The organism is Pseudomonas lalucatii (assembly GCF_018398425.1).
Classification (GTDB): domain Bacteria; phylum Pseudomonadota; class Gammaproteobacteria; order Pseudomonadales; family Pseudomonadaceae; genus Aquipseudomonas; species Aquipseudomonas lalucatii.
This window is the reverse complement of sequence record NZ_JADPMV010000001.1, coordinates 2,748,491-2,762,227: the sequence shown is the minus strand read 5'-3', so window position 1 is coordinate 2,762,227 and position 13,737 is coordinate 2,748,491. Positions and strand designations below refer to the sequence as shown.

At 66.4% G+C, this 13,737-nt stretch carries 13 protein-coding genes; 2 read left to right on the top strand and 11 right to left on the bottom strand.

Annotated elements, in window-relative coordinates; translation table 11 throughout:
- Window positions 1–60 precede the first annotated feature (60 nt).
- Window positions 61–264, top strand: coding sequence for a twin transmembrane helix small protein (locus tag I0D00_RS12675; protein ID WP_213640079.1), 204 nt, complete (start codon window positions 61–63; stop codon window positions 262–264).
- Between the two features lie 5 nt (window positions 265–269).
- On the opposite strand, the gene I0D00_RS12670 is transcribed toward I0D00_RS12675, so the two are convergent.
- From I0D00_RS12670 to coxB, 4 genes are read right to left on the bottom strand one after another with little or no spacing between them, the layout of a single operon-like run.
- On the bottom strand, window positions 270–1,157 hold the full coding sequence (locus I0D00_RS12670; RefSeq protein WP_213640078.1) for a cytochrome c oxidase subunit 3: 888 nt from the start codon (window positions 1,155–1,157) through the stop codon (window positions 270–272).
- Between the two features lie 11 nt (window positions 1,158–1,168).
- Window positions 1,169–1,717: a cytochrome c oxidase assembly protein gene (locus I0D00_RS12665; RefSeq protein ID WP_213640077.1), complete on the bottom strand. Its 549-nt coding sequence runs from the start codon at window positions 1,715–1,717 to the stop codon at window positions 1,169–1,171.
- An 11-nt stretch (window positions 1,718–1,728) separates the two neighbouring features.
- Entirely contained in the window at window positions 1,729–3,318 is a 1,590-nt protein-coding gene (gene ctaD, locus I0D00_RS12660) for a cytochrome c oxidase subunit I (protein ID WP_213640076.1), read from the bottom strand.
- A gap of 4 nt (window positions 3,319–3,322) precedes the next feature.
- A complete protein-coding gene (coxB, locus tag I0D00_RS12655; protein WP_213640075.1) occupies window positions 3,323–4,447 on the bottom strand; it encodes a cytochrome c oxidase subunit II in 1,125 nt (374 codons plus the stop codon).
- Between the two features lie 355 nt (window positions 4,448–4,802).
- On the opposite strand from coxB, the gene I0D00_RS12650 reads away from it, so the two are divergent.
- Complete coding sequence (locus I0D00_RS12650) at window positions 4,803–5,459, top strand: hypothetical protein (RefSeq protein ID WP_213640074.1); 657 nt, start codon at window positions 4,803–4,805, stop codon at window positions 5,457–5,459.
- Window positions 5,460–5,521: 62 nt separating this feature from the next.
- Here the strand turns inward: I0D00_RS12650 and I0D00_RS12645 are convergent, their stop codons facing one another.
- From I0D00_RS12645 to I0D00_RS12615, 7 genes are all read right to left on the bottom strand, one after another.
- Window positions 5,522–6,247 (bottom strand): carbonic anhydrase, encoded by a 726-nt coding sequence (locus I0D00_RS12645; protein ID WP_213640073.1) that lies wholly within the window; start codon window positions 6,245–6,247, stop codon window positions 5,522–5,524.
- Between the two features lie 292 nt (window positions 6,248–6,539).
- Window positions 6,540–8,204, bottom strand: a complete 1,665-nt coding sequence (gene pgi / locus I0D00_RS12640; protein WP_213640072.1) for a glucose-6-phosphate isomerase — start codon at window positions 8,202–8,204, stop codon at window positions 6,540–6,542.
- Between the two features lie 49 nt (window positions 8,205–8,253).
- On the bottom strand, window positions 8,254–9,195 hold the full coding sequence (locus tag I0D00_RS12635) for a carbohydrate kinase family protein (protein WP_213640071.1): 942 nt from the start codon (window positions 9,193–9,195) through the stop codon (window positions 8,254–8,256).
- Window positions 9,196–9,257: 62 nt separating this feature from the next.
- Complete coding sequence (locus I0D00_RS12630; protein ID WP_213640070.1) at window positions 9,258–10,730, bottom strand: mannitol dehydrogenase family protein; 1,473 nt, start codon at window positions 10,728–10,730, stop codon at window positions 9,258–9,260.
- A gap of 33 nt (window positions 10,731–10,763) precedes the next feature.
- Window positions 10,764–11,867: an ABC transporter ATP-binding protein gene (locus I0D00_RS12625; RefSeq protein WP_213640069.1), complete on the bottom strand. Its 1,104-nt coding sequence runs from the start codon at window positions 11,865–11,867 to the stop codon at window positions 10,764–10,766.
- A gap of 15 nt (window positions 11,868–11,882) precedes the next feature.
- Entirely contained in the window at window positions 11,883–12,716 is an 834-nt protein-coding gene (locus I0D00_RS12620) for a carbohydrate ABC transporter permease (protein WP_213640068.1), read from the bottom strand.
- A 10-nt stretch (window positions 12,717–12,726) separates the two neighbouring features.
- Complete coding sequence (locus I0D00_RS12615; protein WP_213640067.1) at window positions 12,727–13,659, bottom strand: carbohydrate ABC transporter permease; 933 nt, start codon at window positions 13,657–13,659, stop codon at window positions 12,727–12,729.
- Between the last annotated feature and the right edge of the window lie 78 nt (window positions 13,660–13,737).

Genomic DNA, 13,737 nt, shown 5'->3' with positions numbered 1-13,737 from the left:
AACAGCGAAGCGCTTGGGTATACTGCCTCTACCGCGCATTGCCCTGCCCCGGAGTTCCCTATGCTCAAGGTCGCCATCGTCCTCCTGCTGCTGGCCACCCTGGCCAGCCTGTTCAGCGGCCTGTTCTTCCTGGTCAAGGACGAGGGCCGCAGCTCGCGCCTGGTCAATGCCCTGACCCTGCGGGTGACCCTCACCGCGCTGACCGTCGGCCTGATCGCCTGGGGCTTCTACAGCGGCCAGCTGGGCTCCCAGGTCACCTGGTAGCCACCTCACAGCACATAGACGAAGGTGAACAGACCGATCCACACCACGTCGACGAAGTGCCAGTACCAGGCGGCCGCCTCGAAGCCGAAGTGCTGATCGGGACTGAAGTGCCCGCGCAGGATGCGCACCAGCATGACCGTCAGCATTATGGCTCCCAGGGTCACGTGGGCGCCGTGGAAGCCGGTGAGCATGAAGAAGGTCGCGCCGTAGATGCCCGAGCCCAGGGTCAGGCCCAGCTCGGTGTAGGCATGAATGTATTCCTCGGCCTGGAACACCAGGAAGGCCACCCCCAGCGCAATGGTCAGCGCCAGCCAGAGTTTCAGCGGCTTGCGCTGGTTCTTGCGCAGGGCGTGGTGGGCGAAGGTCAGGGTGAAGCTGGAGGTCACCAGCAGCACGGTGTTGAGCAGCGGCAGCTCCCAGGGACTGATGATCCCGCTGGGCGCCGGGTAGAGCTTGGGGTCCGGGCTGTTGAGCAGCGGCCAGGTGTATTCGAAACCCGGCCACAGCATGTTGGCCACGCCCTTGTCGCCCTCGCCGCCGAGCCATGGGCCGGCGAAGGTGCGCACGTAGAACAGCACGCCGAAGAAGGCGGCGAAGAACATCACCTCGGAGAAGATGAACCAGCTCATGCCCCAGCGGAACGAGCGGTCCATCTGCGCGCTGTACAGGCCGGAGCGGCTCTCCCTGATCACATTGCCGAACCAGCCGAACAGCATGTAGGCGAGGAACAGGCTGCCGATGAAGAAGAGCAGCGGGCCGTTGGAGTCCGCCCGCTCGGCCTTCACGTCGTTGAACCAGGTGCCGACCCCGTAGACCGAGATCAGCAGGCCGAGGGTGGCGATGATCGGCCACTTGCTCTGGGCCGGAACATAGTACTGCTCGTGACTCGACATTGTTGTGCTCCTTATGGAGTCGCCTGGGCGACAGGCGGTTTACGCGCAGTGATATCGAACAGCGTGTAGGCCAGGGTCAGGTGCTTCACGTCCTGCGGTAGGTCCTTGTCGACGATGAAGCGCACCGGCATCTCCACACGCTCGCCGGGCTGCAGCACCTGCTGGGTGAAGCAGAAACACTCGGTCTTGTGGAAATAGGCCGCGGCCTTGGACGGCGCCACGCTGGGCACGGCCTGGGCGGTCATCGGCTTATCGGTGGGGTTGTGGGCGACGAACAGCATCTCGTGGCTCGCCCCCGGGTGCACCGTGATCTCGTCGGCCAGCGGGCGAAACTCCCAGACCATGCCGGCGGCGTTGGTGGCGAGGAACTGCAGGCGCACCTGGCGCATTTCGTCCACCACCTGGGTGCCCTGGTAGGCACCGGCGGTCTTGCCGTTGATGCCGAAGGCCTGGCACATGACGTCGTAGATCGGCACCAGGGCGAAACCGAAGCCGAACATGACGGCCACCAGCAGCAGCAGGCGCTGGACCAGGCGACGGGTTCCCATGGCCTCGCTCATGTCCAGGCCCCCTACTTCACTTCCGGCGGGGTCTGGAAGGTGTGGTAGGGCGCCGGCGACGGCACGCTCCACTCCAGCCCCTCGGCGCCGTCCCAGGGTTTGGCCGCCGCCGGTGCGCCGCCGCGGATGCACTTGATGACGATGAACAGGAACAGCAACTGGGTGGCGCCGAACATGAAGGCGCCGATCGAGGAGACCATGTTGAAGTTGGCGAACATCATGTTGTAGTCGGGAATGCGCCGCGGCATGCCGGCCAGGCCGACGAAGTGCATGGGGAAGAACGCCAGGTTCATGCCGATGAAGCTCATCCAGAAATGCAGCTTGCCGAGGGTCTCGTCGTACATGCGCCCGGTCCACTTGGGCAGCCAGTAGTAGACCGAGGCGAAGATGCCGAAGATCGCCCCCGGCACCAGCACGTAGTGGAAGTGCGCCACCACGAAGTAGGTGTCGTGGTACTGGAAGTCCGCCGGGGCGATGGCCAGCATCAGCCCGGAGAAGCCGCCGATGGTGAAGAGGATGACGAAGGCCACCGAGAACAGCATGGGCGTCTCGAAGGTCATGGCGCCCTGCCACATGGTGCTGGCCCAGTTGAACACCTTCACCCCGGTGGGCACGGCGATCAGCATGGTGGCGTACATGAAGAACAGCTCGCCGGTCAGCGGGATGCCGACGGTGAACATGTGGTGGGCCCAGACGATGAACGACAGGAAGGCGATGGACGCCGTGGCGTAGACCATCGAGGTGTAGCCGAACAGCGGCTTGCGGGCGAAGGCCGGGATGATCGCGCTGACCGCGCCGAACGCCGGCAGGATCATGATGTACACCTCGGGGTGGCCGAAGAACCAGAACACGTGCTGGAACAGCACCGGGTCGCCGCCACCGGCGGCACTGAAGAAGCTGGTGCCGAAGTGGATGTCCATCAGCATCATGGTCACGCAACCGGCCAGCACCGGCATCACCGCGATCAGCAGGAAGGCGGTGATCAGCCAGGTCCAGACGAACAGCGGCATCTTCATCAGGGTCATGCCCGGGGCGCGCAGGTTGAGGATGGTGGCGACCACGTTGATCGCCCCCATGATCGAGCTGATGCCCATCAGGTGCACGGCGAAGATGAAGAAGGTCACCGATTCCGGCGCATAGGTGGTGGACAGCGGCGCATAGAAGGTCCAGCCGAAGTTGGGCCCGCCGCCGGCGCTGAACAGGGTGCTGACCAGCAGGCCGAAGGCCGCCGGCAGCAGCCAGAAGCTGAAGTTGTTCATCCGCGGCAGGGCCATGTCCGGCGCGCCGATCATCAGCGGGATCATCCAGTTGGCCAGGCCGACGAAGGCCGGCATCACCGCGCCGAAGACCATGATCAGGCCGTGCATGGTGGTCATCTGGTTGAAGAACTCCGGCTGCACGATCTGCAGCCCGGGCTGGAACAGTTCGGCGCGGATCACCATGGCCATGGACCCGCCCAGCAGGAACATGGCGAAGCTGAACCACAGGTACATGGTGCCGATGTCCTTGTGGTTGGTGGTCAGTACCCAGCGCATCAAGCCCTTGGCCGGGCCATGGTGGTGGTCATGCGCGGCATGACCCTGGTCGATCACTGCACTCATGTCCTTACTCCTGAGCCTTTTTGAACGCGACGATGTCCTGCGGGGTGACCATGTCACCGAGCTTGTTGCCCCAGGCGTTGCGTTCGTAGGTGATGATGGCGGCGAGGTCGACTTCCGACAGTTGCTTGCCGAAGGCGGCCATGGAGGTGCCGGGCTTGCCGTTGACCACTATGGCGATATGGCCGTCGGCCGGGCCGGTGGCGATGGCCGAGCCCTTCAGCGCCGGGAACATCGGCGGCAGGCCCTCGCCGCCGGCCTGGTGGCAGGCCGCGCAACTGGTGGCGTAGGCCTTCTCGCCGCGGGCCATCAGCTCCTCGAGGGTCCACTGCTTGCTGGTCAGCTCCTTCTCGGCGGCGGCGGCCTGCTGGCGCTCGGCCAGCCAGGCTGCGAAGTCCTCCTTGGACTTGGCCTCGACCACCACCGGCATGAAGCCGTGGTCCTTGCCGCACAGCTCGGTGCACTGGCCGCGGAAGATGCCGGGCTCGTCGATGCGCGTCCAGGACTCGTTGACGAAGCCGGGGATGGCGTCCTTCTTCACCGCCAGCGCCGGCACCCACCAGGAGTGGATGACATCGGCCGAGGTGATGAGGAAGCGCACCTTGGCCCCGACCGGCACCACCAGCGGCTCGTCGACCTCGAGCAGGTAGTGCGGTCCCTTCTCGGCCTGGTTGTTGATCTGTTCGGCCGGCGTGGTCAGGTTGCTGAAGAACTCGACGTCCTGGCCCAGGTATTTGTAATGCCATTTCCACTGGTAACCGGTGACCTGGACATCCAGCTCGGACTCGCCGCTGTCGTAGATGTCGATCAGGGTCTTGGTCGCCGGAATGGCCATCAGCACCAGGATCAGCAAAGGCACCACGGTCCAGAGAATCTCCACCGTGGTGCTCTCGTGGAAGTGCGCGGGTTTCTGGCCGGCGGCGCGGCGGTGCACCAGCATCGACCAGAACATGGCGCCGAACACCAGCACGCCGATGACGACGCAGATCCAGAAGATGGTCATGTGCAGATCGAAAACTGAGCGGCTGACCTCGGTGGCGCCGGGCGCTATGTTCACGCCCCACTCGGCCTGCGCCGAGCCCATCGCCAACCACAGCAGGAGGCCCATCCAGACTCGTGGATGTCGCATCATTGCGGGTTCCCCTTATGGTTCTTGTTATCCCGCCGGCAAGGCCTGCGGCAAAGGGATCGACTGCCAGAACTGCTGGCGACAACTGTCGAAACCTCTCCGTGCCGAAGCCCGTCCGGTTCCATCAGATACAGCCTTTCGGGTTCGAGTATAGACGGCGACTTCAGGCTGGCAACGCGCAGAGAAAAATGGCCGAAGCCTTGTCCTAAACGTCACGCGAGGCCGATGGCCGGGCGCAATAGGCCCCTGGCGGTTATAGCCCACTCGCATAAGCATTAAAAAATTATGACAATTGCATCTTAGCTGCCGCGCCCGGCCAGCTAAGGTTCACGTCCATGTCCTCACCTCAGGAGCAGTCATGAACACCGCCGCCCTGCGCGAACTGATCCAACGCGCCCACCAGCACGAAGCCGCCAGCAGTCAGTTGGCGCAGCAACTGCAAGCCCAGCTCGACCGCCTGCACCCCTCCATCCGCCTGCCGCACCAGGATGCCCTGGGCGCCCTCACGCGCTTCGTCACGGCCTATATCGAGCAGGTGCCGGACGTGTTGGACGCCGCCCAGCAGGTGGCCCGCGAGGCCGGGATAGAGGAAGGAATCAAACCGGTGCTGAAGGTGGCCGAGCAGTTCTTCCTGCAGCCGCCGGCGCTGATGGAGGGGCACGAGGGCCTCGACGGCCTGCTCGACGAGGCCTACCTGGCCCACCGCCTGGTCGAGGAGGTCAACGACCGCTACAGCAGCCACCTGGGGCGGCCGTTGATTCCGCTGGACACCACGGTGGCCAACCTGATCGCCCACCAGCTGATCGGCGAACCCTTCGCCAACCAGCTGGACGAGGCCGTGCATCATGCGGTGGACGGCATGCTCGACGAGGAGCGCTTCGGCCAGGCCTCGGTGCGCGCCTACCGGGAGCGTCTGAACGACCCGCACACCGAGGCGGCCTGGCAGCGCTGGCCCTGCCTGTCCGCGCAGCTGGGGGTCGAACTGGTGCTGGACCAGTCCCGCGCGGCCAGCTAAACCGCGTCCGGCCCGGCCGGCGACGGGCGCCCGCGACCGTCGCCGGCCGGTACAGCGCTGGTTCAGCTCTGCGGATAGCGCGCCCGCGGCGTGGCCATCGGCAAGGGGCCGTCGTCGATCGGGCGGAACTCGCCCTTCTCCGCATCGTAGGCGCGGATCGCGCAGGTCTCGATGTCATACACCCAGCCGTGGATGAACAGCTGGCCGCTGGCCAGCTTGGCCGCGACCGACGGGTGGGTGGACAGGTGGTTGAGCTGGGCGACCACGTTTTCCTCGGTGAGGATGCCCAGGGTGTCGTGGCCGTCGCAGCCGCAGTTCTGCTCGACCACCCGCAACGCCACCTCGCTGTGGCGCAGCCAGGCCTTGACCGTCGGCATGCGCTCCAGACTCTCGGGCGCCAGTACCGCCTTCATCGCCCCGCAGTCGGAATGGCCGCAGACGATGATGTGCTGCACGCCCAGCGCCAGCACGGCGTACTCGATGGCGGTGGAGACCCCGCCCAGGAGCTGGCCGTAGGGCGGTACCACGTTGCCGACGTTGCGGCTGACGAACAGGTCGCCCGGGGCACTCTGGGTGATCAGCTCGGGCACGATGCGCGAGTCGGCGCAGGTGATGAACATGGCGCGCGGGTTCTGCGCGCTGGCCAGCGCCTTGAACAGTTCCTGCTGCTGCGGGAAGACCTCATGGCGGAAGCGCTTGAAGCCGCCGACTATGGCATTCAGCGCCTCATCGGCGCTTTCCGGCGCGGTACGTGCTTTCAAGGGAATGGCGTTGTGCTTGTAGGGCATTGCATCTACCTCGTGCTGAAACGGTCGCGCGGTGGCGAAGGTGAAGACTACCAGACTGCCATGCGGACAGCCGTCGGCCCCGAAGAGTCACAATTTACGGGAGCGCCAGTTGCCCGCCCGGCGAGCAGAAGCGCGAGCAATCCCATGCTGCAGACCTCGAGGATGCAAAAGCCCCGCCGACTCGCAGAAGCCCCGCGGCTGGACGGCTGTCAACCTGTACTGGACAACCGCAGCGGGCAGCGGGTCATAGCCGCGCCACCCTCAGCGGGCGCCTGGAGGGTCCCGCCGCCGGTCAGCCGCGATGGCGGCCACGGAAGAAGTCGATCAGGCCCTGGGTCGAGCCATCCTCCGCCGTCCCCGCTGCGCTGCCCACCAGACGAGAATAGACGCTCTTGCCCAGCTCCTTGCCCAGCTCCACGCCCCACTGGTCGAAGGCGTTGATGCCCCAGATCACGCTCTGCACGAACACCTTGTGCTCGTACAGCGCCACCAGGGCGCCGAGGCGACGGGGGCTGACCCGCTCCATCACCAGGGTGTTGCTCGGCCGGTTGCCCGGGATCACCTTGTGCGGCGCCAGGCGCTGCACCTCGTCCTCGTCCAGGCCCCTGGCCCTGAGCTCCGCCTCGGCTTCGGCCAGGGTCTTGCCACGCATCAGCGCCTGGCTCTGCGACAGGCAGTTGGCGAACAGCCACTGCTGGTGGTCGGCGACCGGGTTGTAGCTGCTCACCGGCACGATGAAGTCCGCCGGGATCAGCGCGGTGCCCTGGTGCAGCAGCTGGTGATAGGCGTGCTGGCCGTTGCAGCCGACGCCGCCCCAGATCACCGGACCGGTGGCGCAGTGCACCGGGCTGCCGTCCTGGCGCACGGCCTTGCCGTTGGACTCCATGTCCAGCTGCTGCAGGTGCTTGGTGATGTTGCGCAGGTAATGGTCGTACGGCAGGATCGCGTGGCTCTGGGCGCCCCAGAAGTTGCCGTACCAGATGCCGAGCAGCGCCAGCAGCACCGGCATGTTGCGTTCGAACGGCGCGCTCTGGAAATGCTCGTCCATGCGGTAGGCACCGGACAGCAGCTCCTTGAAGTTGGACATGCCGATGGACATGGCAATCGGCAGGCCGATGGCCGACCACAACGAGTAGCGGCCGCCGACCCAGTCCCACATCGGCAGGACGTTCTCCTCGCGGATGCCGAAGGCCACCGCCGCCGGCACGTTACTCGATACCGCGATGAAGTGGCGGTGCAGCTCGGCTTCGGTGCCGCCCTGGGCCAGATACCAGCTGCGCGCCGCCTGGGCGTTCTTCAGGGTCTCCAGGGTGCCGAAGGTCTTCGAGGAGATGATGAACAGGGTGGTTTCCGCGCGCAGCTTGGCCGCCAGTTCGTGGAACGAGCTGCCGTCGATGTTGGCCAGGTAGTGGCAGCGCACGCCGCGCTGGGCGAAGGGCAGCAGCGCCTCGGAGACCAGCTGCGGGCCGAGGAAGGAGCCGCCGATGCCGATGTTGACCACGTCGGTGATGGTCTTTTCGCTGTAGCCGCGCCACAGGCCGCCATGCAGACGGCCGACCAGTTCGCTCATCTGCTGCAGCACCCGATGTACCTCGGGCATCACGTCGACACCATCGACCAGCACCTGGTCGCCGATCGGCCGGCGCAACGCGGTGTGCAGGGCCGGGCGGCCCTCCGAGGCGTTGATCGGCGCGCCGGCGAACAGGCTGGCGATGGCCTGTTGCAGGCCCGCCTCCTGGGCCAGCTCGACCAACAGCTCGCGGGTCTGGCGGGTGATCAGGTTCTTCGAGTAGTCGAGAAACAGGCCGCAGTCGTTCAGGGAAAACTCGGCGAAACGCTGGGGATCTTCGGCGAATGTCTCGCGCATGCTGAAGCCGGCGAACTGCTCGCGATGCCCGGCCAGGGCCTGCCAGCCGGGCGAACGGGTGACATCGAAGGGTGACGGGAAATGCGACATAACGGCTCCTGCGAATAGGGTTGGGGAGGGCACGACGCCGGCCTGCGCTTCAGCGGGCCTGCAGCTCATGGGCACGGGGCAGGTCCGGGCCGACCCGCGAGCAGGTCACCGCCGCCGCCCGCACGGCGTAATCGAGCATCGCCTCGACATGGGCGATCGGCAGCTCGGCCAGGGCGGCGGGGCTGTCCAGCCCGTGCCGGGCCAGGTAGGCCAGCAGCGCGGCCTGGAAGGTGTCGCCGGCGCCGACGGTGTCGCGGGTGGCCACCGCTTGCGCCGGCACCGACCAATGGCCGTGCAGGCGACTGAAGACACTGGCGCCGTCGCTGCCGCGGGTGAGGAACACTAGCTGGCAGCGCTGGCCGAGCCAGCGCTCGACCACCTCTTCGGCCCTGTGGTCCGGGTACAGCAGGGCCAGGTCTTCCTCGCTGACCTTGATCAGATGGGCCTGGCCGGCGAAGGCCTCGATGCGCTGCTGCCAGACGGCGACGCGCGGCTCGACATTGAGCCGCACGTTGGGGTCGAGGCTGATCAGGCGCCGCTCGCTCTCGCGCCGCACCAGCGCCAGCAGGGTATCGGCGACCGGCGTCACCACCAGGGAGTAGGAGCCGACATGGATACCGCGCACCCGCGCATCCAGCGCCGGCAGATGCTCAAGGCCCAGCACGCGGTCGGCGCAGCCCTCGCCGCGGAAGCTGTAATGCGGCACGCCCTGGGCATCGACCGCGACCATGGCCAGGGTGGTGGGTGCATCGCTGGACACCAGGTAGTCGCCGCTCACCCCTTCCTCGTGCAACACCCGGCGCAGGCGGGCACCGAGAAAATCCGTGGAAATCCCGGCGAACAGCGCCGAATCGGCGGCCAGGCGGCGCAGGCCGACGGCCACGTTGAACGGCGAGCCGCCGGCAATCGCCTTGAACCCCAGCTCGCTGCTGCGCGCGCCGGCGTCCTGGCTGAAGACATCGAACAGGGTTTCGCCACATACCAGATACATAACTGACTCCACATGAGATGAGGGCGCCTGGGCGCCCAAGGCGGACCGGGATTCCTGGCGGATCAGGCCAGCAGGGTCTCCAGGGTGGCCGTGACCCCCTGGCTGCGCAGGCTGTCGAGGTTGCGCTGGAAGGCGGCGACGAACGCCGCCGAGTTCGGGATCGCCGTGCCGAAGATCGCCTCGGCGCCGAGCAAGCGGGTGCTGATCCGCTCGCGGTCGGCCACCAGCTGCTGGCACTCGGCGGCGCGCGGGTCGGCGATGGCGAAGCGCTCGCCGCGCTCGTCGACGCCTTCGAGATACAGCGCCCAGGCCGCCAGCACCAGCGCCGCGCGCTCCAGCGGGCGCTCGTCGGCGATCAGTCGATTGAGGGTCGGCACGATGAACTTGGGCAGCTTCGACGAGCCATCGGAGCAGATGCGCTCCAGCTGGTCGGCGATGGCCTGGTTGGAGAAGCGCTCGATCAGGGTGTCCTTGTAGGCCTCCAGGTCGATGCCCGGCACCGGCGCCAGTTGCGGGGTGACGTCCTGGTCCATGAAGGTGCGCAGGTAACGGCGCAGCAGCGGATCGTTCATCGCCTCGTGGACGAAGCGATAACCCTTGAGGAAGCCCAGATAGGTCAGCGCCATATGGCCGCCGTTGAGCAGCTTGATCTTCATCTCCTCGTAGGGGGTGACGTCGTCGGTGAACTGCACGCCGACCTTCTCCCAGGCCGGCCGGCCGTTGACGAACTTGTCCTCCAGCACCCATTGCACGAAGGGCTCGCAGACCACCGGCCAGGCGTCCTCGATGCCGTGGCGCTCGGCCAGCTGCTGGCGGTGCGCCGCGCTGGTCATGGGGGTGATGCGGTCAACCATGGCATTGGGGAAGCTGACATTGGCCTCGATCCAGGCCGCCAGCCCGGGGTCGGCCAGATTGGCGAAGCTGAGCAGCGCCTTGCGGGTCACCGCACCGTTGTGCGGCAGGTTATCGCAGGACATCAGGGTGAAGGCCGGGGTGCCGGCGGCGCGGCGCCTGGCCAGGGCCGCGCAGAGGAAGCCGAAGACGCTGCGCGGCGCCTCGGGACGGGCCAGGTCGTGCTGGATGTCCGGCAGTTCGGCGAGAAACTCGCCGCTGCTGTCGTCCATGCAGTAGCCGCCCTCGGTGATGGTCAGCGAGACGATGCGGATCGCCGGATCGGCCAGCTTGTCGATCAGCGCCTGGGGCGAATCCTCGGCCAGCAGCATGCCGCTGATGGCGCCCACCACCCGCACCGCACCGTGCGCATCGTCGCCCAGCTCGACCAGGGTGTAGAGGTAGTCCTGCGCGGCCAGGGCATCGCGCATGGCGCGGTCGGCGCCGCGCAGGCCGACGCCGCAGATGCTCCAGTCGAGGGCCTCGCCCCGGTTCATCAGGGCCTCGGTGTAGACCGCCTGGTGGGCGCGGTGGAAACCACCGACGCCGATATGGACGATGCCCTGCTGGGTGGCGTCGGCACGGTAGGCGGGCAGCGCGATAGGCGCCGCCAGCCGGTCGAGATGCTGGCGATTGAGTTTCATCTGAGAATTCCTGGATGGGGCTGACGGGCGGCCTCAGGCCGCCTGCTGCAGTCGTTTGGCGATGGCCTGGCCATCGGCGTCGAACAGGTGGCAATGACCCAGGTCGAAGGCCAGGTCGAGGACTTCGCCGGCGCGCGGGGCGAAATCGCCGCGCACGCGGATGGTCAGCATCTCCCCGGAAGAGGTGCGCACATGGCAGTAGGTGTCGCTGCCCAGGCGCTCGCTGACATCGGCGGTGACCTGCAGCTGGCCCTGGCCGGCCGGCACTATGTTGAAGTGCTCGGGACGCACGCCCAGGGTCACCGCGCTGCCCGCGGCCAGGCCGCCGGCGGCCAGTGGCAGGCTCAGCCGCGCGCCGCACGCCAGCTGCACCTCGCAGCCGGCGGCATCGGCCTTGCCGGCCTGGCCGCGCAGGAAGCCCATCTTCGGCGTGCCGAGGAAGCCGGCGACGAACAGGTTGGCCGGATGGTGGTAGAGCTCCATCGGCGAGCCGACCTGCTCGACCCGACCGCCGTTGAGCACCACCACCTTGTCGGCCAGGGTCATGGCTTCGACCTGGTCGTGGGTCACGTAGATCATGGTCGCCTGCAGCTCCTGGTGCAGGCGCGCCAGCTCCAGGCGGGTCTGCACGCGCAGGGCGGCGTCGAGGTTGGACAACGGTTCGTCGAACAGGAAGATCTTCGGGTTGCGCACGATGGCGCGGCCGATGGCCACGCGCTGGCGCTGGCCGCCGGAGAGCTGCTTGGGCTTGCGCTCGAGCAGCGGCTTGAGTTCGAGGATGGCCGCGGCGTTGTCGACCTTCTCCTGCACCTCGCGCTTGTCCACGCCGGCCAGGTCGAGGGCGAAGGACAGGTTCTTGCGCACGGTCATGTGCGGGTACAGGGCGTAGGTCTGGAACACCATGGCCAGGTCGCGCTTGGCCGGGGCCATGTCGGTGATGTCCTTGCCGTCCAGCTCGATGTGGCCGCTGGTGACTTCTTCCAGCCCGGCGATCAGGCGCAGCAGGGTGGACTTGCCGCAGCCGGAGGGACCGACGAACACCACGAACTCGCGGTCGCGGATGTCCAGGTCGATGCCCTTGATGATGGCGGTGCCGTCGAAGCCTTTCTTCAGGTTGCGGATCTTCAAATTAGCCATGGGGAAATCCTCTTGTTACTTGACGGCGCCGAAGGACAGGCCGCGCACGAGTTGTTTTTGACTGATCCAGCCGAAAATCAGGATGGGCGCGCAGGCCAGGGTCGAAACGGCCGAGAGCTTGGCCCAGAACAGGCCTTCCGGACTGGAGTAGGAGGCGACCAGGGCGGTCAGCGGGGCGGCGGCCGAGCTGGTCAGGTTGAGCGACCAGAAGGCCTCGTTCCAGCACAGGATCAGCGACAGCAGCATGGTCGAGGCCAGGCCGCCGCGGGCGATCGGCAACAGCACGCGAGCGATTTCCTGCAGGGTGGTGGCACCGTCCAGGCGCGCGGCTTCGAGGATGTCGACGGGGATGTCCTTGAAGTAGGTGTAAATCATCCAGACCACGATCGGCAGGTTGATCAGGGTGTAGATGACGATCAGCGCGATGCGCGAATCGAGCAGGCCCAGGCTCTGGCAGATCAGGTAGATCGGCATCAGCACGCCCACCGGCGGCAGCATCTTGGTCGACAGCATCCACAGCAGCGTGCGCTTGGTGTGGCGGCTCTCGAAGAAGGCCATGGAGTAGGCCGCCGGCACGGCGATGAGCATGCACAGCAGGGTCGCGGTGACCGAGATCAGCAGCGAATTCCAGGCGAAGCTGAAGTAGTCGCTGCGCTCGTTGATCAGCAGGTAGTTCTCCAGCGTCGGCATGAAGAGGAACTGCGGCGGCGTGGCGAAGGCGTCGATCTCGGTCTTGAAGCTGGTGAGGATCATCCACAGGATCGGGAAGAAGATCAGCGCGGCGATGGCCCAGGCCGAGGAACCCACCAGCACACTCTGCAGGCGACGGGATTGTTTGAGGGTCAACATGATCAAGGCCTCATTGCTGGTTGGTGAGGTTCTTGCCGATCATCCGGATCAGCACGATCGCCGCGAGGTTGGCGATGACCACCGCGATCAAGCCGCCGGCCGATGCCATGCCGACGTCGAACTGCAGCAGCGCGTGGTTGTAGATCAGGTAGGCCAGGTTGGTGGACTCGAAGCCCGGGCCGCCGGCGGTGGTGGTGAAGATTTCGGCGAACACCGAGAGCAGGAAGATCGTCTCGATCATCACCACCACGGCGATCGGCCGGGCCAGGTGCGGCAGGGTCAGGTGCCAGAAGATCGCGATGGGCCCGGCACCGTCGAGGCGCGCGGCCTCCTTCTGGTCCTGGTCCAGCGACTGCATGGCGGTCATCAGGATCAGGATGGCGAACGGCAGCCACTGCCAGGAGACGATGAAGATGATCGACAGCAACGGGTATTCGGCCAGCCAGTCCACCGGCTGCGCGCCGAAGAACTTCCAGATCGCCGCGAGTATCCCCGAGACCGGATGGAAGATCAGGTTCTTCCACACCAGCGCACTGACCGTGGGCATGATGAAGAAGGGCGAAATCAGCAGCACCCGCACCACGCCCCGGCCCCAGAACTCGCAGGCCTCCAGCAGCGCGGCGATCAGCACGCCGAACACCACGCTGATCAGCAGCACGCTGCCGACCAGGGTCAGGGTGTTGAGCGCACCCGGCATGAAGCCGGCGTCGCTGAGGAAGTACTCGAAGTTCTCCAGGCCGACGAAGGGGTTCTCGCCGGGATACAGCAGGTTGTAGCGAATCAGCGAGAAATAGACGGTCATGCCCAGCGGCACGATCATCCACAGCAGCAGCAGGCCGACCGAAGGGCTGACCAGAAACCAGCCGAGCTTGAGTGGACGACGCTTGGCACCGCTGGCCGCGGGGGCACTTTTCAGGGGCGCGTCGAGGGTCGAAGTATTCATGGCGACTCCGTGTAAATCCGGGAGAGAGCGGGCAGTCGGGCGCCGGCCATCGGGACTGCAGGCGCGGCGCCGGGAACG